The 20,935-nt window shown below is 36.4% G+C and carries 18 protein-coding genes; 2 read left to right on the plus strand and 16 right to left on the minus strand.

Annotated features, from left to right (window positions below; genetic code table 11):
• Window positions 1–85: 85 nt before the first annotated feature.
• From C7390_RS09420 to C7390_RS09430, 3 genes are read right to left on the minus strand one after another with little or no spacing between them, the layout of a single operon-like run.
• Entirely contained in the window at window positions 86–1,267 is a 1,182-nt protein-coding gene (locus C7390_RS09420) for a 2-hydroxyacyl-CoA dehydratase family protein (RefSeq protein ID WP_116444078.1), read from the minus strand.
• Window positions 1,268–1,283: 16 nt separating this feature from the next.
• Window positions 1,284–2,039 carry an ATP-binding protein gene (locus C7390_RS09425; protein WP_116444079.1) on the minus strand — a complete coding sequence of 252 codons (756 nt, stop codon included), beginning with the start codon at window positions 2,037–2,039 and terminating at the stop codon, window positions 1,284–1,286.
• 60 nt (window positions 2,040–2,099) lie between these two features.
• The gene (locus C7390_RS09430; RefSeq protein ID WP_090140218.1) at window positions 2,100–4,079 is read right to left on the minus strand and encodes a RecQ family ATP-dependent DNA helicase; all 1,980 of its coding nucleotides are present in this window, start codon (window positions 4,077–4,079) and stop codon (window positions 2,100–2,102) included.
• Window positions 4,080–4,419: 340 nt separating this feature from the next.
• Here C7390_RS09430 and C7390_RS09435 point away from each other — a divergent pair, with 340 nt between their 5' ends.
• Complete coding sequence (locus C7390_RS09435) at window positions 4,420–6,612, plus strand: glycoside hydrolase family 65 (protein WP_116444080.1); 2,193 nt, start codon at window positions 4,420–4,422, stop codon at window positions 6,610–6,612.
• A gap of 185 nt (window positions 6,613–6,797) precedes the next feature.
• Here C7390_RS09435 and C7390_RS09440 read toward each other — a convergent pair whose 3' ends face one another.
• From C7390_RS09440 to C7390_RS09480, 9 genes are all read right to left on the minus strand, one after another.
• Entirely contained in the window at window positions 6,798–8,276 is a 1,479-nt protein-coding gene (locus tag C7390_RS09440) for a DUF1846 domain-containing protein (protein ID WP_116444081.1), read from the minus strand.
• 96 nt (window positions 8,277–8,372) lie between these two features.
• Window positions 8,373–9,392, minus strand: coding sequence for a metallophosphoesterase (locus tag C7390_RS09445; protein ID WP_022501594.1), 1,020 nt, complete (start codon window positions 9,390–9,392; stop codon window positions 8,373–8,375).
• Window positions 9,393–9,453: 61 nt separating this feature from the next.
• Complete coding sequence (locus C7390_RS09450) at window positions 9,454–10,614, minus strand: aromatic amino acid transport family protein (protein ID WP_055173957.1); 1,161 nt, start codon at window positions 10,612–10,614, stop codon at window positions 9,454–9,456.
• Window positions 10,615–10,760: 146 nt separating this feature from the next.
• Window positions 10,761–11,606, minus strand: a complete 846-nt coding sequence (locus C7390_RS09455) for a bacteriohemerythrin (protein WP_022501596.1) — start codon at window positions 11,604–11,606, stop codon at window positions 10,761–10,763.
• Between the two features lie 115 nt (window positions 11,607–11,721).
• Complete coding sequence (locus C7390_RS09460; protein WP_116444082.1) at window positions 11,722–13,641, minus strand: hypothetical protein; 1,920 nt, start codon at window positions 13,639–13,641, stop codon at window positions 11,722–11,724.
• 375 nt (window positions 13,642–14,016) lie between these two features.
• Window positions 14,017–15,129 carry a tetratricopeptide repeat protein gene (locus C7390_RS09465; RefSeq protein ID WP_055173954.1) on the minus strand — a complete coding sequence of 371 codons (1,113 nt, stop codon included), beginning with the start codon at window positions 15,127–15,129 and terminating at the stop codon, window positions 14,017–14,019.
• Window positions 15,130–15,133: 4 nt separating this feature from the next.
• Window positions 15,134–15,709 carry a hypothetical protein gene (locus C7390_RS09470; RefSeq protein ID WP_022501599.1) on the minus strand — a complete coding sequence of 192 codons (576 nt, stop codon included), beginning with the start codon at window positions 15,707–15,709 and terminating at the stop codon, window positions 15,134–15,136.
• Entirely contained in the window at window positions 15,706–16,203 is a 498-nt protein-coding gene (locus tag C7390_RS09475; protein ID WP_116444083.1) for a zinc ribbon domain-containing protein, read from the minus strand. Before C7390_RS09475 ends, C7390_RS09470 begins: the two co-directional genes overlap by 4 nt.
• A 75-nt stretch (window positions 16,204–16,278) precedes the next feature.
• The gene (locus C7390_RS09480; protein WP_116444084.1) at window positions 16,279–16,881 is read right to left on the minus strand and encodes an SPFH domain-containing protein; all 603 of its coding nucleotides are present in this window, start codon (window positions 16,879–16,881) and stop codon (window positions 16,279–16,281) included.
• A 209-nt stretch (window positions 16,882–17,090) separates the two neighbouring features.
• On the opposite strand from C7390_RS09480, the gene C7390_RS09485 reads away from it, so the two are divergent.
• A complete protein-coding gene (locus C7390_RS09485) occupies window positions 17,091–17,333 on the plus strand; it encodes a helix-turn-helix domain-containing protein (protein ID WP_022204188.1) in 243 nt (80 codons plus the stop codon).
• Window positions 17,334–17,454: 121 nt separating this feature from the next.
• Here the strand turns inward: C7390_RS09485 and C7390_RS09490 are convergent, their stop codons facing one another.
• The 4 genes from C7390_RS09490 to C7390_RS09505 form a co-directional block, all read right to left on the minus strand.
• The gene (locus tag C7390_RS09490; RefSeq protein ID WP_055173953.1) at window positions 17,455–18,051 is read right to left on the minus strand and encodes a hypothetical protein; all 597 of its coding nucleotides are present in this window, start codon (window positions 18,049–18,051) and stop codon (window positions 17,455–17,457) included.
• Entirely contained in the window at window positions 18,017–18,595 is a 579-nt protein-coding gene (locus C7390_RS09495; RefSeq protein ID WP_022501602.1) for a hypothetical protein, read from the minus strand. Before C7390_RS09495 ends, C7390_RS09490 begins: the two co-directional genes overlap by 35 nt.
• 300 nt (window positions 18,596–18,895) lie before the next feature.
• Window positions 18,896–20,302, minus strand: coding sequence for a hypothetical protein (locus tag C7390_RS09500; RefSeq protein ID WP_022501603.1), 1,407 nt, complete (start codon window positions 20,300–20,302; stop codon window positions 18,896–18,898).
• A 26-nt stretch (window positions 20,303–20,328) separates the two neighbouring features.
• Window positions 20,329–20,877 carry a histidine phosphatase family protein gene (locus C7390_RS09505; protein ID WP_116444086.1) on the minus strand — a complete coding sequence of 183 codons (549 nt, stop codon included), beginning with the start codon at window positions 20,875–20,877 and terminating at the stop codon, window positions 20,329–20,331.
• Window positions 20,878–20,935: the final 58 nt, after the last annotated feature.

A 20,935-nucleotide genomic window follows, 5' to 3' on the forward strand; every position in this document is an offset into this window, starting at 1 on the left:
ATCTGTATTTTTATTGTTAATTTCTTAAATGTATTCTTTCAGTCATACATTTACATCTTAATATTTACATCTTATTATTCATTTATTATTTTTTAAGCTTCTTAAGCTCAAGGCTCTCAACAAATGCCTGTATTCGTGTCCTTATCTGTCCCGAATTACCTGCTACATAAGGTCTGTCAATTGATAACACCGGATATCCGTATTCTTCACGCATAATATGAAATGCCGAAGCTCTCTCATATCCCCAGTAATCGCAGAACTTTATCTGCTGGTATATAAGCCCGTCTGCCTTGTATTCTTTGGCAATGCTGTCTACATATTCCTGACGTTCCTTAATCTTAGCTGTATTCATATAACGTGGACATTTGCCCCAGTGCATATACTGCCTGCATATCTGCATAAGTACATCTTCCGTGTCATTAAGAATAATCTCGCTTCTTCCCGGAAGTGAACCAAAACAGAACCTGTCAGCAACAACTAACGCACCAGCCTCCTCACAAAGCTTTATAAGCTCTGGATTATCAATCTCCGAACCTACCATAACAACCTTTTCCCTGTAATTCTTCTTATCATCTGGCTGTCTTGTGCCCAACTCCTTAAGCGTATCCTCCAGCTTTTCAATAAGTGCCTCTTTAGGACAGCAATATGTCGCAAGGCATAACACTGCGAATTCATAGCCTGTTATTCTTGGATTGTCTTCTTTTCTGTAGTCACCAATCTGTGTTATGAGCCTGCTTATCTTATTCTGCAAATCAACTGACTTTCTTAATGCTTCATCTGATATATCAATTCCATACACCTTGTTAAGCGGCTCTAATACATGTGCCCTCATCTGCCTTACATAATGTCTTAATGCTGTTTCATCGTCCTTCATAGGAACATCAGAATATTCCACAAAGAACTTTTCCTTGGAACATAAATTCTGTCTTTCTATATTCTCAACGCACCTGTTCATCTGTGCACACGCATCAGGTGCTATTATGCAGTCAAGAAATTCAAACCCTCCCTCGATTGCTCTTTCAAGTATGGCACGACAGCCCTCACAAAGCATACTGCTCATATAATATGTACCCATCTCTATAGAACCTGTTCTTGGTGCTCTAAGTCTTACCGAGAAACAGCCAGGAAGATTAATTAGTGGCTCTGGAATTTGAAAACAGACTGCTCCAATTGCAATACTGCCTTTATTCTGTGCTTCTCTTACAAGGTCATTATTGACCTCCTCTAATAGTTTCTCAAAATAATATAAATGCTGTAAATCCTTCAAAAATATTCCTCCAATACTATATCAAACCAATATTGCAAAGTGCCTCTGCCGCCCCTGCAACAATTCTGTCATCATCTGAAAGTGTAAGTATATTCTCGCCCTTAATATCTGCCTCTGCCAGTTTCATATCATTTTCAATTACAGATAATAATGGAAGCCCACCTATATCCATAAGTTCTATCACTTTCTTATCCGGTATGCGGTTAACTATAACTCCAGCTTTCTCATACATAACAAGCTCATCTGCAACATTTTTAATAGTCTTAACTACCTGACAGCCTTTCTTGCTTGCATCTGTTACAAGCACAAGATGTGTAACCTTTTCCATAACACGCCTGTTAATCTGCTCAATTCCAGCCTCGCCGTCTATAACTACATAATCAAACTGTTCAGAAAGAAGTGTTATCACCTCTTTAAGATATGAATTAATCCGGCAGTAACAGCCGGCTGTTTCCGGTCTTCCTATCGCTATAAATGCATAGCCGTCCTGTTCTTTAATTGCATCATATATCTCATACTTCGCCTCACCTAACAGCTCAACGGCTGACTTGGTATCGCCGTCCTCTACATTTTTAATGACTTCTTTTCTTATATCATCTATTGTCTTGTCCACTTCTATGTTAAGCACTGTAGAAAGTCCAACCGCAGGGTCAGCATCAATCGCCAGTATCTTCTTATCTGGATATTTCTCTACAAGCACTTTAACAAATGCTCCTGCAAGCGAAGTCTTTCCAACGCCGCCCTTACCTGCTACTGCTACTATCTTTGTCATAATAATCCTCTTTTCTGTGCACTATTCTATATAACCTGACTGTGCCTATGCACACTTTTTCTAATTAATTGTTGCTGCCATTCCTTTATGTTCTTTAACAAATGTATCTATCTCATTTACAAATCTCTGTCCATATTTCATCAGTTTATTCTGTCCTACACCTGATACCTCAAGCATTGCTTCTGCATTTAAAGGAAGCTTCTCACACATATCTATAAGTGTCTTATCACTAAATACAATATATGGAGGCATACCTTCTTCCCTTGCTATTATCATTCGCAATGCCTTTAAGCGTTCAAATAACTCATAACCTGCACTTGTAAGTGAATCTGTACTCTTCTTTCCTGTTGATGAACTGCTTCTTTTACCTGCTTTGCCTGTCTGCTTTCTGCCTTTCTTTCCTGAACCTGATAGAAAAGTTTCATCACCAGCCTCATAAGAACTGCCTGTGCTTCTTGTCTTACCTACAAGCTTTGCATTTTTCACTTCCTCGGACTCTTTCATACGCTTTAGATATATATGTGCATTTTCCTGCTTTAAAGGTGTTATATCTCCCATTTTAAGGACACTGTATTCGTCCTGTGTCTGTATTATATAACCGTCTGATATAAGCTGGGCTATAAGCGGTCTTAACTCAGCTTCTTTCATTCCTGCAAGCTTTCCATATGATTTATAATTAACAGCTCCAACCTCTTTAAGCCTTGCCCTGTCAGCTCCAAGCAGAGTTCCTATAACTATGCCCTGTCCAAATCTTCCCTTGGTTTCTGCTATACAGTTAATGACCCATTTTGCCTGCGCTGTCATATCAATTTCTTCATATTCACTATTGCAGTTGCCGCAATTACCACATACTCCGGTTACATTTTCTCCAAAATAATTAAGTATGTAATTTCTTAAACAGCCCGTTGTCTTGCAATACCCCTCCATTACATACAATCTATGCAGGTCACGCTGTTTAATAACGTCTATATCCTCATATTCAACGCCTTCAAATTCTTTCTTATCAAGAAGGAACTTATCTATTATCACATCCTGTGCAGAAAACAGCATTATACACTGTGAGTCCTCTCCATCTCTGCCAGCTCTTCCTGCCTCCTGATAATAATTCTCCATACTCTGTGGCATATTATAATGAATTACATATCTTACATTTGACTTATCTATTCCCATTCCAAATGCATTAGTAGCAACGACCACCAATGACCTGTCATATATGAAATCGTCCTGATTTCTTTTTCTTTCTTCATTGCTAAGTCCCGCGTGGTATCTTGTGACACTTATCCCCATACTGCTTAAGGTTTCATATAAAGTGTCCACATTTTTCCTTGTTGCGCAGTAGATAATTCCACTCTCATCAATATGCTCTTTAACATAATTGCTTATATACCTGTCCCTATTCTTGCCGCTTATATGCTCTACGCTGTAGTAAAGATTTTTCCTGTCAAAGCCAGTAATTACAACCTTAGGATTATCAAGCCTTAATATACACTCTATATCCGTCTTTACTTCGTTGGTTGCTGTCGCTGTAAATGCACTGACAACCGGTCTTGCTGGAAGGCTGTTTATATAATCAACTATCTTTACATAGCTTGGTCTGAAATCCTGTCCCCACTGTGATATACAATGTGCCTCGTCAACCGTCACCATTGATATATCTGCCTGCTTGGAGAACTCACAGAACTTCGCACTTTCAAGCCTTTCTGGTGCAATATATATAATCTTGTATATGCCATTAAGTACCATATTTAATGTGCCGTCTATCTCACTTTCTGAAAGCGTGGAATTGACATATGCCGCATTAATTCCGACATCGTTAAGTGATTTCACCTGATCCTGCATAAGTGAAATCAATGGGGATATTACTACTGTAATTCCTGAAAGCATCATAGCTGGCACTTGATAACAAAGCGACTTTCCTGCTCCTGTCGGCATTATCGCAAGCACATCTTTCTTTTCTAAGATTGCATTAATAATATCTTCCTGCCCAGCCCTAAAGGAATCATATCCAAAATATTCCTTTAATACCTCTTTTGAATCCATCACATATCCCTTTCTTAATATCTATTGCAATATTATCTGCTGTCTGAATAATTACTCTATTATTCAATCCTGTGCAAAAGCCCGTAACACATTCTGACTATAACTTTAATATTAACATATAATCGCCTATTATTCTATCTTAATAATTAATTATCAATAAGCACCAGTCAATTATATCTCCAGACTTCCAATAAACATTACTATCATAATTCCATATAATGATAAATAAATCTGTTATTCATAAGTTAACAAATATCATTTTGCCATAATTTAATTATTATATGTGCTATACTTGTATTAATTAATTCGTGAGTATACAACTTACAGATACGAGGTGGCTATGAATAATACACATACATACTGCAATGCACAGCGCCCAGATGCCAGACAGGGCACTGTAACTACTAATACAGACAATAAACTTATTAACAGACTTGATATAATTGCCAGTTTTAATCCACATTTAACAGATATTAATCCCCAATCTCCACTATCAGTTGGCAATGGGCGGTTCTGCTATACTGCCGACATTACTGGTATGCAGACTTTATATGAGGAATACTCAGCCGAAACTCCACTCTGCACAATGGCTGAATGGGGCTGGCATACTAAGAAAGCTGATAACGAAAAAGGCTTCTATACTTTAGACGATGTCAGAATGACACCATACAATTACTGCAAACGAACTGTCACTTATCCACGTGTAAAATACGAGGGCAATGAAGCCGCCTACGACTGGGTAAGACAGAACCCTCATAAGTTCAATCTTGCAAAAATCGGACTTTATTTTCATAACGAACCTATTAAAGCTGGCAGCATTTATTGTATAAATCAGACATTAGATATAACAACTGGTATTCTAAAAAGCAGTTTCAGGCTTAATGTTAACAGTAATAACAATGTTCGTACACTTAATAATATTGCCGCTGATAATATAAATACCAATGCTATTATTGATAATCTCGTAACTGTATACACAGTATGCGATGATAATTCTGACACCGTTGCATTTTATATAAGCTCTGGTCTTTTGCAGTGCGGACTTAGCGTTAATATTGCCTTTCCATACGCATCCTGTGATATAACAGGTTCAGACTGGAATAACACTGACGGACACAGCAACTTTCTTAACGCTTCCCATATACACCGGCAGATAGATGATACCGCTTACTATGTCAATTTTAATATAAATGGAACTGGCACCTCACAGCATACTGCTAATAATAGTACAATTACATCTGATTCTAATGTTACTATTAATAAATGTAATAACTCTGCTGCTGCCACTATTAAATCTAACGGTATACACAGCTATAATATTACAACTACTGATGATGAACTTAATATGTCCGTTAATTTCAATAAATCAATATACACACCTGCCACATACGACACAATTGCCGGTAACAGCAGACATTTCTGGCACAACTACTGGACAACTGGAAAGTTTCTTAACTCTGATAATAAAGAGCTTATGCGCCGTGTAATATTATCGCAGTATCTTCTTGTGATTAATGACAGCGGCTATATTCCACCTGCCGAAACTGGTCTTACCTGCAATAGCTGGTATGGCAAGGCGCACCTTGAAATGCACTACTGGCATATGGCGTGGGCTCCTTTATGGGGACACCCTGAACTGCTTACACGAAGCTTTGACTGGTATATTGATATATTAGATGAAGCTAAGAAAAATGCTTCACGCAACGGCTATAAAGGTGCACGCTGGACTAAGATGGTGTCTTACACCGGTTCGGACTGCCCGTCAAAGATTGCACCACTTCTTGTCTGGCAGCAGCCACATATAATCAATATGTTACAAATAGTAATTGATAATAATACCTCTGATGATTTTGACGTTAAGGCATATATGAGCAAATACTGGATACTTGTAAAAGAAACCGCCGTGTTTATAGCTGATTATCTTGTATATGACCCGATGTCCGATATTTACAATATAGAAGCACCTGTAATTCCAGTTCAGGAACGTCATCTGCCAGAGGATACAAGAAATCCTATATTTGAACTTGCATATTTCAGATATGGTCTTTTGATTGCCGCAAAATGGGCTTATGAATTAGGTTTTACTGATGAAGCCAGCCAATGGCACAATATTGCAATGCATATAGCACCACTTCCAATTAATGACGATGTATACATTGCACATAGTAACTGCCCTGATACATTTACTAATAAAGCTATAGACCACCCTCTTATGCTTCAAATCTATGGTATGCTTGACGGCTATGGTGCAGAGGATATTGTCGATAAAGATATCTACCGCAACACCCTTATGAAGGTAATTGATGTGTGGGACTATTCTACATTATGGGGCTGGGATTTTGCTGTTATAGCAATGGCGGCTCATAAGCTTGGACTTGATGACATTGCCTTAGAACAGTTACTTATTAACTCCCCTAAAAATGATTATGTAGAAAGCGGCAACAACAGGCAGAACTCTCGCAAAGATTTACCTTTGTACCTCCCCGGTAATGGAAGCCTGCTTCTTGCCGCCGCCAGAATATTTAATATATAACTTAGAATTATATGCGGATTTTCCTGTAATACAGCCGACAGCCTACATCATTGCCAGGCACAACTGGTATATCATTGGCTATTGGCTGTTATAATACATTTGCCGCTCATAACAGACATATCTTTAGTTCCGTCTATAATCTTTCCGTTAATAAATGCTTTCTGCATAATCAATGCCCTGCCTTATTAATATAATTTAGAACTGCTTCTTACTGGTTCACTTGTAAGATTAACTCCTAATCTGTTAAAAGTCCTGGTATCTGCCTCTGATAACATTACAGATGTATGTACCTGACAGCCCTTAAGATCAGGTATCTGTTCTAATGCTTTCTTGGCATTCTCATTAGCTACAGATGTCATCGCAAGTGCAATAAGAATCTCGTCACTATGAAGTCTTGGGTTTCTGCCGCCAAGATATTTAACTTTAAGCTTCTGGATTGGCTCAATATATTCTGGCTTTATAAGCTTCTCATCGTGCTTGATTCCTGCAAGATACTTAAGTGCATTAAGTATAAGTGCTGAGGACGCTCCAAGAAAATCCGTAGTCTTAGATGTAATAACTGTACCATCATTAAGTTCGATAGCGGCACACGCAACACCAAGCTCCTCTGCTCTCTTCTTAGCTGCAACAGTAACCTTTCTGTCATCTGTTGTAATCTTAGCCTGCTTCATTAAAAGCTCAATCTTATATACTTCGCTCTCAGAAGCTTCTTCCTTTGCCACTCTGTTGACTGCATCATAATATCTTCTTATAATCTCCATTTTGGAAGCTTCACAGCAGGCTTCATCATCAATAATACAATTGCCCGCCATATTAACACCCATATCTGTAGGTGATTTATAATATGTATTCTCACCATAGATTTCCTCTAATATAGCATTAAGAACAGGATATATCTCTATATCACGATTATAATTAACTGCTGTACTTCCATATGCCTCAAGGTGGAATGGGTCAATCATATTAACATCATTAAGGTCTGCTGTAGCCGCCTCATATGCAAGATTGACAGGGTGCTTAAGTGGAATATTCCATATTGGAAATGTCTCAAATTTAGCATATCCTGCCTTAATTCCTCTCTTATTCTCGTGATATAACTGTGAAAGGCAGGTAGCCATCTTACCACTTCCCGGACCCGGTGCTGTAATTACTACCAATGGTCTTGTTGTTTCTATGTAATCGTTCTTTCCAAAACCTTCTTCACTTACAATCATAGGAATATTAGATGGATATCCGTCTATAACATAATGCTGGTATACCTTTATATTCTTCTTTTCAAGCTTTTCCTTGAACTGTACTGCCGCATTCTGTCCTGTAAATTTAGTGATAACAACACTTCCTACATATAAACCCTTCTTCTCAAATTCGCCAATTAATCTAAGCACGTCTACATCATAAGTAATACCCAAATCTCCACGGACTTTATTCTTCTCAATATCAGCTGCACTTATTACGATTACTATCTCAGCAACATCTGATAGCTGCATAAGCATCTGAAGCTTGCTGTCTGGCTGAAATCCCGGAAGCACTCTTGAAGCGTGGTAATCATCAAATAATTTGCCTCCAAATTCAAGATAAAGCTTGTCACCAAACTTACCAATTCTTTCTTTAATGTGTTCTGACTGAATTTTTAAATATTTGTCATTGTCAAATCCTGTTCTCATAAAACTCCTCATTAATTATTTTAATTATTCCTTCGTTTATTTATTAATATATTAATATTAACATACATTTCAGCACAAATACATATCAACTTTATATTATTTTACTCCGCTTACTTTAGTTGATACTACTGATGTTAAAGGAACCATTTTAACACTCACACTTCCGTCTTTCTTTCTTGTAATTAATGTTCCGCCTCTTTGTGTATACTGCTTCTCAATACCCTTGTATCCAAGGTAATCTATCGACATTCCATAAGTAAGCTGTATACCTTTATACACAAGTGATAATGTATTTAAGTGGTCGTGTCCACAAAACATCCATTTTATTACGCCATTATCAACTGCACTGTTAAAAAATATCCCCTTAAACCTGGATATTCCAAAATGGTCATTCTTCTCGCCAACACTTCCGTGCTTATATATTACATCATTATCACCAAGCTTCATACGCTCATAAGCTTCCTTAAATTCCCTGACAGGCATATGGAAAAAAGCCATTGCCTTGATATTCTCATCTTCATTTTTAAGGCTGGTTAGCTTATTCATACACCATTCAGTCTGATCCTTGTGTATACAATCAAATCCGCTGTAGAACCAGCCTCCATCACCATACATATTAGAGTCAAGCATAACAAGCGGAAGCACAGCTTTATTATTATCATCAACAAGATTAATAAAGAAATTCCCCACTCCGTAAATATATCTGTTACCTTTAGTGAATATACAATATTTTCCCTCAGCAAATATATCAGCAAGCTCATCCTTATTACAAAATGCACCAAGCTCACAGTCGTGGTTACCAAAGCACAATGTATATGGAATTTTAAATCTGTCCATAAATGCTGTAAGAATTCTTGCCTGTCTTCCATTATTCATAGTTCCAGACTTAGGAAAAAAAGGGAATATAGAATCACCCGTAAGAACAATTAAATCCGGCCTGCTCTTTTTAATAATCTTGGTAACCGCACTAAGTGCAAGCTTATCCTTCTTTCCTGATAATATTCCAAATCCAAGATGAAGGTCTGTAAGTTGTAGAATTTTATAATCTTTATCTGTATCTATGTGAAGATTGAAAGTTTCATTATCTATCTTAGTAAAATTATGAGAATTATACATATATATGTTCCTTTCATTTTCTTAATTATTACAGTTATACATTTAACCACCGTCTTGCTCATTAACTTAATGGTATAAGTGCCCCGACAGCTGATATTATAGTCGATATTACCATAATTATCTGGAATGGGAGTGTGCCTATAACACCACATATCGGACTGCTGCCAGCCTTCTTTCTAGACTTTCCATAGGTAAGTACAAGCATTATGCTCACAAGCACAACAACACCGCTCATAATTCTTGTAAGCACTATAAAGCTGCTCACACCGAATATTGCAAATAATATACATGGAATAGTTGCTATAACCCAGCTTATTCTGTTGCCAATTCCTATCTGTTCGTGAACTACATCTCTTAATGCAAGTGTATTAGACCAGAAGGTTGTAAGCAGTGCAAAAAGTGAGAATATACCAGCAAGTATCATAGCCCACGAACCTATGCTCTCACCTAACTGCATATATGCTAATTCCTTATCAAGTGTTCCCTTAGTTCCAAGAAGCACCGTAAGCGTAACGATAAGCACAAGTATTGATGATAACGCAAAACCTATAAATATTGACTTTCTTATCTTATGTGGGTTGCCATCAAGTCCCTTAACAACCTGTATTACCGCCTGATTAGCTGATGTTGCAAATACAACCATACTATATAAAGCAAGCAGGTTATTAATATGAAATGGTGCTGTATACAAAACATTTAGTGGTCTTGTAAATGTTCCAGCTGTCATAATAACAACTATAACCATAAGAAAACTTACTGCATATTTCTGTGCGATACCTACCGCTTTCATTCCAATAAACACTACACTTCCTGCAATCAGATAATATATAAGCTGTGCCACCCACAGCGGCATATGAAACCAATTAACAAATATCTGTGCACCACCATTAATATTGCCACTGACACCTATCATTATGGCAAGTCCATATACAACAAACATTATCCAGCTGAATACTTTCTTCATTCTTCCCTTAAAAAGCTCTCCTTCAAAGCTTTTAACAAGCTGTACACCTCCATTGTTAAAAGAAAGTTCTGCTATGATAAGATGAAGAATAACATTTACTACATAAGCAAGTCCCACCATCCATACAACATCTAACATACTGTTTCTTGTTGCCAGATATGGAACAGCTATAATTCCTGTACCAATGCTGTTACCCATAATCATACTTATCGCTTCAAAAGTTGTAAGCTGAGCTTCTGAATTAATCGTCTTTGGCATATATTCACCTCTCGCAATTCTCATAATATTAATTAAAACTAAACGGGCTGCTGCACAAACCACAATTCACACAATATGCGAATAAGCAACAGCTTATAAATAACTCATACTGTATTAATTATGTCTGGTGCAACAGCCCTTTCAATCTACTTTGCTGGAATCTGCTTATCCATCTTTAATATGTGGTTCTTTAACCATTCAAGAAGGTAATCAATAAGCTCGAACAGATACTCCTGCTGTCCATCGTCAACTTCTTCCATATTAATCCCTGTAAGTCTGTCAACAAATGACTCGTGTGCAAGCTTCTGAGCTGCTAGTCCCTCGTATCCTATCTTTTCCATATACTCCTCCTCATCTTTAAAATGAAGCTTAGTATAATCTTTTAATTCATTAATTATTGAAACTATATGGTCATACTTATCGTGTAAATAATAGTCATTAATAACTTCATATGTACGCTCTATAATCTCAAATAACTTCTTATGCTCTGCATCTACAAAATCAATATCTGTCTTGTATTCATCTGTAAATTCAAACATACCCTTCTTGGCTGTGCTGACATTTTCAGCTTTCTTAGAATCCTGTGTCTTATGAACAACAGGCTCTAACTTTCCAATCATAATATCACTTCCAAGGATATGGTGGTAAAGCCACTTAGCAAGGAACTTTACAAGCTCAGCTAATTCCTTCCTGCTCTCCTCATCTGTCATATTATCAAAGTCCACTGATTTAACTTTATTAGCAAAGTCTGTATGCTCCTTCTTCTGTCGCATAAGTTCAGGGTCATTAATTGACTCCATATATGATTCCTCGTGTGCAAAATGCTCTGCGGCATAATCAACAAGATGTGCCACAATGCTCTTTACTGTCTTAACATCAACAGCCTGTTCCTCTAATAATGCCTGTGCTTCATTAATTATTTTAAAAAGCTGTTCGTGTTCTTTATCAATTGACTCAATTCCTGTCATACAGTCTTTAGTAAACTTATACATAATATTTCCTCCAATCCTGACATATTCACATAAGTAAATAACAATATGCTTATATATTTCATTCTATTATATATATTACTCAATCTCAATAGTCATTGTGCTATTTTAGCAATAATTACTTATTCTGTGTATGTCTTAATATATAATATGGTGTAAAATCATACTCCAAAGTATCAGGCTTTTCAACCTTTAACACTTCCCATTTTGATATGCAAGGGTGTGTCCTGGCATACAAGTCTTTCCTGTCAGCCTTCTCATATTTAAAGCCGTGTGTAATCATAAAGATATTCCATCTTCTATGCTCTATACGCTCAAGTTCCTCTTTATCAGAAAATGTATATGCCTTCTTGTCACACACAAGCCATTTCTTAATGTCCTGATGAAGCGACTGTGCTATGCTTGATTCACGGTCAAATATGCTCATCTTATGCCAGGCAGCATTAAGCTTTGCCTGACTGCTCTCAACCGAAAGTGCTTCCTCTGATAACACATCTTCTATCTTTAACATAAACTCATCGTTAAGAACCTTACCCTGCTTCTTATATTCATTTATAACATCATAAAGCACATTATATCTATGGTTAAACATCTTAGCTTCATCGACAATATAATGGTCTGTGAGTGACTCATATGAGAATATATCCCTATTCTGTTCAATTGTGAACAAGTTCTTCTCATCATATATCTTGGAAATGTTGTTGCTGTCCTTCATTCTTATAACTACAGGAATGTTAATGCATTTATCGCCCTTCTTATAAAGAAGCTGCTTTAATTCAATAATCGTGTTAGCCATAGAATGTGTGTCGCCCATAGCAACTACAAGATATGTAAAAGGCTTATCAGCATTACACTTCTTGAATATTTTATTAAACTGTAATGTTGTAGCATCTGTTTCCCAAAATCTTATTTTGATATGTCCGTCTATTCCAAATCTGTCATTATTCTCCTCAAATGGGAAATTTAACTCATAATATTCTGCTTTCTCACCTATAAATACATCTTCAGCTACAAGCTTTAAGCCATCAAGTGCATCTACACTGAAATTCTTCATAAATGAACCGATTATCGACTTCATATCCTTATCAAATACATCTATACATATATCAGACTCCGCTGATAACACTGCCATATTAATCCCCTGTATAAGCGTACTCTGTCCGAACTCACCAAAGCCTATAATACCAAGATGAACATCATAATCATCACCTGTATTAACCTGATATACAGGATGTTCCTTGAACATTTTATTAACTGCCATTCTGTTGACATCTATTATATTAAGGTCAAAATTCTTCTCCTCAAGTCTGTCATAATACTGCTTAATAAGCTGGCTCATTGAGTTATCACTACAGCTTAAATATATCTGCTTATATGAAGCATTATCTCCTGAGGGCTTCTGCAAGCTGTTGCATATACTGCCTATAACCTTAAGATATTCAATATTTTCCATCGCATTGTCATCACAAAGAATAATATCTGCATATTTAGTTATATCGATTGCCTTCAATATATCTTCAATAGACATATCATCATACTTCTGTCTGTAATTTACGCCTTTATTCATATATTTAAGCTTAGCTTCTTCGGTCATTGCACCTGTCTCTATCGTAGTTATACGGCATTCCTTTGCAAGTCCGCTAATAAACTGCTTTTTATATGCTCCCTCACCTATAAGAAGAATTCTCTTCTTACCACGCTGGCTTAAAAGGCTTCTTACATAGCTTGCCGGCTTGCGGACAAGTATTGCCAAAGCACCTACAGTACATAAAGGTGCTATAATAACTGCTATGCAATACACATATGTAAGGATAATGGTGAACACTCCACCACCCGCAGTCTTAACATATTCAAGTGCATCTGCCTGGTCAATATCAGGGTCAATCTTGTATGCCTTAATCGCATTCTGGATATTAAGCATTACCTTAAGAAATGGACTTTCCACACTATGGTAATAGAATATACCCTCAAGTACACATATAACAAACACTGCTATAGCTGTATACCACAAATAATCCTTATATTTATTTCGTTTCATTCTGTCCTCGTTTCTTCGCACTTTTCATTCATTATTATTAATATAGTATTAGTGCTTGGTTTGTTATATTTATTATATAATTTTGGCTGTTTTTTTACAATATTGATTTAAAAAAGAATGTGCAATGCACATTTCCTCTCCGGGTACAATTAACTGCGACAAACTACAGCTTCATACAAGTGTGCATCACTGGCACATAAAAAGCCCAGCATATTTTAAGATGTAATGTCAGCTTTCTGACTATACTGCTTAAATATACTGGACTTTTTATGTGTTAATCTAAAAATTTAATGTGTTAATTTAACAGACTGATTTTCACTCTGCCACTTTAATCTTTGCCCTAACGGATTAATCTTTACTCTGACATATCAATTTTTATTTGACTGCATCAAGTAAGTAATTATATCTTTCCATTTTACCATCTAATAAATCAAATATAAATTTCTCTGAGTTGTCTGATACCTGATCATAATCTTTCATACCATCAAACTCACCTTCAAGATAACCTTCCATAAACTTATTCTTATTCTTAAGATTATCTAATACAATATTGTAATTATCTAAATCTATGCAATAACGCATAACTGCCTGAACCTGTGATTCCATATCCTCGATTATCGGAGCAAATTGCTGTTCGGCAGCATTATCCCATTCAACGCCCTCAGCTTTAGCGTTACTAAAACTTCTTCCTATGAATTTACCACCGAATTTTAAAACAAGTACAACACCAGCAACGCCTAATACCTTGCCAAGCCAGTCTCCTGATGCAAAGAAATACCATACGCATACTGCTAAAAGTGCAAGCACAATAATAGCTGGAATAAATGCCTTCGTCTTGTCCTTCTTCTTTTCTTTCTTTACAATATCTCTCTGTGAATCTAAATCTTTTCTCATTGACTCAAAGCCTTCAAGTAATTCCTTTATGCTGTCCTCAATATCTTTTTTACCATACTCTGCACATTTCTTAATAAATGCAGTTACATTATCAATTATTCCTGTTTTATCGGAATCAGGACAATCTAAAGCTCTGCTTATAAAACCATTTCCATAGAAAAATGACTGACTTCCCATTTCTTTATCATCATCATCAAAATAATTGCCATCACATACGAATAAAGCATACCTGTCAACAGCTTCAAAATCTCCTGTAAGAGCTCTATATAAGCCATACCAGGCCTTTGACTTATCAGGATTTTCTTGTGTTGCTTTATCATAAAGGTCACTGGCTATATCCCAGTCTTTTTTCTTTAAATGCTGTTCGGCTTTTTCAATTATTGCATCAGGATCTATATTATTGCTATTCATAAGCTTACTGATATCATCTTTTAAATCTTGATGCATACTGCTTATATGCTCATCTGTCTTTCTGAATTCCTTTGAATGATTATGTATTAAAAACACATTATCACACGCCATACAAGCATACTTTTCTTCTGTTAACTCTTTAACCTGTTCACTTCCGCAATTTGGGCATTTTATCGCCTTCATATCTTTACTGCTCCTTTGTATTCTTTATTTTTCTTATATCAAGCTGTTTAACAATCTCATTACATTTTGCTTCAAATAAAGTATTATCTGTAATATCAGCTAACTCAGCTATCAACCCTTTAATTCTTAAATTCTCCTCTATAGCCTTTGGAGAACTCACCGGATTTTCATATCTCATTCTCTCGTAAAGCTTGTCTATATTCGCTTTATTGGCTGTATCCTGTACATTAACCCTGCATATTTCCAAATCTTTAATTAATTCTTTAAAATCCTGTATAGATTGCTTCTCTTTATTATCTACATCTTCTATATACTTATTGCTTCCCCACAAAATCATCTCAAATATTACAAATCCTAACAGTATAGCCGCCTGTATAAGATAAGAATAAATGCTGTATCTTTCTGGAAACTTTGAACAGAATTTAAAAAATACATATAACTGGACTACCATATATGCCACACTGTAATAAAGCATTGGCATCTTTAGTGCTGCTTTTTTCTTATCCTGCTTGTGATACACATACCAGCTAAATACCGGTTGTATCAGTAATGCGATAATACAAAATATATATTTCATCATACATTTCTCCTTGTTCCGCAGTTCATACAAAACTGTGCATTAGCCGGCATAACTGCTCCACATTCCTGACAATACACTTCTTTAGGAGTGACCTTCTCACCACAATTCATACAGAACTTAGCCCCCTGTGGCAGTGGGCTGTTACATTTACTGCACACCAGCGAAGCCCCCTGCGTATTCATTGAATCACCCTGTACGCCCATTGTGCCACCCTGCATATTCATTGCTGAATTCTGCATTGTGTTATTGGCATTTACTGCCGCTTCCATATTTCCTTTAAGCATATCGCCCATTGAAAATGCAAGTGGAATCTGTGCCATCATATTAGCTGGATTGCCTGCAAAACCCTCATTTTCTGCAAATGCCTTGCTGACATTAAACTGCTGTTCCTGCTGCCAGTTGTAGCCTTGTATCTCTCGTGATTTAGCAAGTCCCTGTGCCTCAATAACAGCCGCATCCCTGTTACCCATAGCTTCAAAACGCTTCTGTGCCATACTATTATCCAGATTCTTTAACTCAATTAAATCATCTTCATTAATATTAACTGCTGATAAGAAAAAATTAAGAATTTAAATTCCATATTCTGCTATATCATCTCTTATAAGCCCAGCAACATTTTCAGAAATATCATTCAAATGCTGGTTAAATTCATTGTAGCTGTACCTGCTAAGTTCCACTGCTATACAATTCTTAACCCTTGTAACTATCAAATCCTTAAAATATTTCTGGATATTTGCTGTAGACATTTCCTGTTCTGTTCCAACAAGATTAATCAGAAGCTTTCGTCCATCAATTATCTTAAGCCCAAATGAACCGCTTGCTCCTGCACTATAACTATAGCCATAATTAGGGTCTTTTACTGTAACCTGGCTTGGTGTTCCCCAAGGTATATCCATCATTGTTGCAAGATTAATGAAGTATACTTCTGTGTGAAATGGAGATACTCCACCTGTAACAAGATTTCTAAGCTTTGAAATTAATGGAATATTCTTAGTTTCCAATGTGTAACGTCCAGCCTTGAAACTATCTAATGCCTGTCCATCACTGAAAAAAACTGCTTCCTGTGACTCGTGTACAATAAGCTGTGATAATGTATTAAAATCCTCCGCAGGATGCTTATATATAAGAATGTCATTATCACCTTCATATTTAATAACTTCCTGTATTGCCATTTATTTTCTCCTGTAAAATACGTACTTTTTGCTAAGTATAGCACATAACTTCCATTTTGGATACTATTTTCTTCTATTTTGGATACTTTTTTCTTCCTTATTGGATACAATTTTTAATGTGTGTTAATAAATTTCCAGCCATATTAATATATGGATTTTATAAATCCACCATTATTTACCTATATTTAGTACCTGAGGATTGGAGCTATATGTCAGAACGAATTAACCAGCACTTAAATCCACTTGTTGGAAATAATATAAGAAGACTCCGCAAGGAACGTGGACTGAAAGCAACTGAGGTTATTGCCAAGCTCCAGCTTGAAAATGTCAATGTAACAACCGGCATTTTCAGTAAAGTAGAAAATGGCTACAACAACCCTACAGTTGATATGCTTGTCGCCCTTACCAAAATATTTGAGTGCGATTTCAATGAATTTTTTAAAACAGAGTGAGAACAATTCTACTATATGATTATATATGTGGATTGTTCTCACTTTTTTGTACAGTAACACTCTGCCTTAATAATGGAGCGTGCTCTGTTTCCAAGCTTTGTCTGCACTCTGTCTTCGTACCTTAATCTACGCTCTTCTGTCCTAAATCTTTCTCCTTCTTTAGATACACAACACCGGCATATATACGCTCTATTGGTCTTAACACACTTTCTATAAATTCTATGTCCTCATCTATAATATCTACAAGTTCATTACTGCCATCTGATGTGCTTTCTATCTTTAGTACTACAAGATTTCCTGCAAATATTCTCTCAGGCTTTAAACTTTCCAAATCTTTATTACTTATTTTATTGTGAACTGTATTTTTAACATCTGCTGATTTTTTATCTGTTTCATTATTAACTGGAAGTCTGTAAAATGCCCTGTTAAGCGTTCTGCCCTGCACTACTGCATCTTTTTCAGCTATTAGTAACAGACCGTCATTCAGCCACACAATATCAAGTTCATCTGTACCGCAGCCTTCATCAATATTTTTACTGTCAATTCTTCTATCAGCACATTTACATAAGATATATTTTCTTACATATGATAATTTATCGCCTGTCCATTCTGTGTAACCTTTGTATACAACGCCATTCTGTGCACACATATAATATGCCTTTATCATCTTAGTGAGTGTTCTCTTAGAAATCCTTCCATTCATCATCTGATAAATCATCTTGCATATCCTCGTCATATTCTCCTGAATGTGATGGCTTTCCGCCTATCAACTCCTCAGTATTATTATCTGCAGCTGGTCCACAGACACGACCCATAGTGTTGAATACGTCAGCCGTTGTCAGACAGAAATTATTACCTATGCCAGGTATAACCATATTGGTTGTTGCCTGAAAACCGTCAAGGCAATAAGGCTTGGACTTTCCCTCATCAAATACTGTATCTGCAATAATAGAAGTCTTTGGCTGATAGTCATACACTGAAATATCTACATAGCCTTTAGTAAGAAGCATATCCAGAATTCTCTGCACCTCACTATACTGAAGATTTCCGACCAATACAGCATCTTCATTTACTGCAAATACCGATATATCATCATCTCTGCCATCTTTTAACTTAAACAGAATACCTGTTATATCTTCTTTGCTGCTATTTGCCTTTGCTACCATACGCAGTGTATCTCCATTAAATGTAAATCTTTTTTCAACTATTGGTTCTGCCTTTTTAATCTCTCTAACTGCTCCATTGTTTAATTTAACTACCATAATGTCCTCCATTCTTGCGCTGCTTCTAAGCGCATCTCAAGTTTGTGCAAAGCACAAATCCTGCGTGTGAAAAATCTTATTTTTCACACTATCCTCCATTCTTACCTGTTATAACAGGTACTTAAATTGATTATCAGCTATACAGCCTTTATCTTATCTTTAGGAACTCTCTTTCCTATCGACAATTGAAGCATAATAAAAAGCAGCCTGATTTTCCAAGCCGCTTTTTTTAATCTTTAAAATATGCTATTTTACTGTATCTGCAATTTCAAAAAAATTCTTCATCGCATAAATTCACTATCAGAACATTTTCCAATGGGAATTTCTTATAAATTTGTCTATAAATTCAGGCATTGTCATTTTCCTTATATGTCCGCCATCACGAAACCCAACATCGTATTTGTCCATAAATGCCCTGTCGTCTGCCTCACTGCAATCTATATCCGTTATAAACGCTATGCTCTGTGGTCTGTTTCTGTCTTTATCACGATATACATAGACATATAATGGTTTAACATTGTGCATATTGAGCATTTCCCTATATATAACTTCAAGTGTTACATCATTCTCATAGTCAGCTTCTTTGCTTGAAAGCCTGTAATAAGGGCTATTCTCATTCTGGTTCTCAACATAAGTCTTCCAAGTCATAATCCAGTTGCCACGGTAGGTCTTAAGAACCTTAAGTATATCCATCATATGAGCACCGCTAAACTCAAATCTTTTATATTCCCTTATATATTTTGGCATATCTATATAAAGAAACTGCCTGTCAAATTGAAAATCAAGCCCCTGCTTAACTATGCTTGTGGAGATGCTTTCTATATTAAGATAATCAGCTTCTATAAGATGCAAATGTATTTTCTTTACATACATATCAGCAAATTTGCAGAAATCCTCTTTGCTTAATCCACATAACTGCTTTATCCTGCTTCTGGACATTTTCGTATCATCAAGATATGAAGATATATCGTCTACAACAAGCTTTCCGTCTTTATATGAATAAGTCTTCTCAAGCTTAGAATCAAGCCAGTATTCAGTCCGCAGACAATTGCACATAAAATACCTTGCCGCAAGCGTGTATTCATCATAACCTGTTGCACTCCAGTCCTGATATACACTAAACAGTGCAAGCCACTGGTTAATCTTGGATATCAGCACTTCCTTCTGCTTCTCGATACCCATCACTTCTATTGTCTTAGTAAATGCTTTGATGTGCTTGTATACTTTAACTGGTTTTTTCAATGCATTCTGAAACTGCACAAGCTGGTGATAATTCCTGCGTGCTAAAAGAACAATTCTGTTAGAATATCCATTTGCACAAAACAGCGGAACAAGTCCCATTTTGCCGAACATATCGAAAAATGTATCCGTCCTCTGGTCTGCCTGACTTATAATATAATGCAGCATTCCACGGTATATCTCATTACACTCAACCTCAGCATAATTAAGTGGTATATGCAGATTATGGTAAACCTGCTGTCTAAGCTTCATATCAGGTGAATACATATTCCAATACTTCTCCTTAAAGACGTCCTTAGGAAGCCCCAGATATTCAAGAAGCTGTGTCTGAGTATAAGTGTTATCTTTGCTCGCAAGCTGCTTACATATAATTGAATACACCTGCCTTTTCAGTTCCATTGGGAAATCCGTATAACCTGTATGTCTGCTTCTTAATTCACTTATTATATTCTTAACATCTTCGTACAAATGTATATTCACTCCTTGTGTACACACTACTTTAATTGCAGTAATTCGCACTGATTAATTCCTGCATCCCAAAAATGTTCTGTGCTTAAACCCCTGACCTGGCATATTATTCCTGAATTCATTGCACCATGTCCGATTATTACAATATTCTTTCCATCCTCAAGCTGTGGTTCCACTACATTTCTAAGAAAGTCACCTGTTCTTTCAAATAACTTCTCAATGCTTTCCCCACCTTCAACTGCCTTATACTTTTCTGGTTCTTTAAATAATATATTAATCGGACAATCTAAAGCCCTTGCTGACTGTTTTGTTCCTTCATATATTCCAAAGCTCATCTCAACAAGCCTGTCATCTGTTATAATCGGAATATTGCGGTTTTTTAAAAATATCTCTGCCGTCTGTCTTGCTCTTGCCAATGGAGAACAATAGCATACATCAAGCGGCACATTTTTATAAACCGCTGCTGCCTCTTCCGCCATCTTTCTTCCAGCTGCATTGAGTGGAATATCTGTTCTCCCCTGCAGTTTATTTCTCTCATTCCAATCAGTCCTGCCGTGCCTCATTATGTATAACATTGTACTCTCTCCTTATCTTATGAAGTAGTATTTCGACGAGATGTTATTCTTATATTAT

The organism is Bacteroides galacturonicus (genome assembly GCF_003096855.1).
Taxonomy (GTDB): Bacteria; Bacillota; Clostridia; order Lachnospirales; family Lachnospiraceae; genus Lachnospira; species Lachnospira rogosae.

What these genes read in the sequence shown, in the direction of transcription:
- C7390_RS09450 (WP_055173957.1), bottom strand. Translation starts at nt 10,614, where the DNA reads ATGCCAAAGACGATTAATTCAGAAGCTCAGCTTACAACTTTTGAAGCG.
- C7390_RS09495 (WP_022501602.1), bottom strand. Translation starts at nt 18,595, where the DNA reads ATGGTAGTTAAATTAAACAATGGAGCAGTTAGAGAGATTAAAAAGGCA.
- C7390_RS09435 (WP_116444080.1), top strand. Translation starts at nt 4,420, where the DNA reads ATGAATAATACACATACATACTGCAATGCACAGCGCCCAGATGCCAGA.
- C7390_RS09485 (WP_022204188.1), top strand. Translation starts at nt 17,091, where the DNA reads ATGTCAGAACGAATTAACCAGCACTTAAATCCACTTGTTGGAAATAAT.
- C7390_RS09445 (WP_022501594.1), bottom strand. Translation starts at nt 9,392, where the DNA reads ATGTATAATTCTCATAATTTTACTAAGATAGATAATGAAACTTTCAAT.
- C7390_RS09470 (WP_022501599.1), bottom strand. Translation starts at nt 15,709, where the DNA reads ATGATGAAATATATATTTTGTATTATCGCATTACTGATACAACCGGTA.
- C7390_RS09475 (WP_116444083.1), bottom strand. Translation starts at nt 16,203, where the DNA reads ATGGCACAGAAGCGTTTTGAAGCTATGGGTAACAGGGATGCGGCTGTT.
- C7390_RS09505 (WP_116444086.1), bottom strand. Translation starts at nt 20,877, where the DNA reads ATGTTATACATAATGAGGCACGGCAGGACTGATTGGAATGAGAGAAAT.
- C7390_RS09490 (WP_055173953.1), bottom strand. Translation starts at nt 18,051, where the DNA reads ATGATTTATCAGATGATGAATGGAAGGATTTCTAAGAGAACACTCACT.
- C7390_RS09425 (WP_116444079.1), bottom strand. Translation starts at nt 2,039, where the DNA reads ATGACAAAGATAGTAGCAGTAGCAGGTAAGGGCGGCGTTGGAAAGACT.
- C7390_RS09455 (WP_022501596.1), bottom strand. Translation starts at nt 11,606, where the DNA reads ATGTATAAGTTTACTAAAGACTGTATGACAGGAATTGAGTCAATTGAT.
- C7390_RS09430 (WP_090140218.1), bottom strand. Translation starts at nt 4,079, where the DNA reads ATGGATTCAAAAGAGGTATTAAAGGAATATTTTGGATATGATTCCTTT.
- C7390_RS09460 (WP_116444082.1), bottom strand. Translation starts at nt 13,641, where the DNA reads ATGAAACGAAATAAATATAAGGATTATTTGTGGTATACAGCTATAGCA.
- C7390_RS09440 (WP_116444081.1), bottom strand. Translation starts at nt 8,276, where the DNA reads ATGAGAACAGGATTTGACAATGACAAATATTTAAAAATTCAGTCAGAA.
- C7390_RS09480 (WP_116444084.1), bottom strand. Translation starts at nt 16,881, where the DNA reads ATGGCAATACAGGAAGTTATTAAATATGAAGGTGATAATGACATTCTT.
- C7390_RS09465 (WP_055173954.1), bottom strand. Translation starts at nt 15,129, where the DNA reads ATGAAGGCGATAAAATGCCCAAATTGCGGAAGTGAACAGGTTAAAGAG.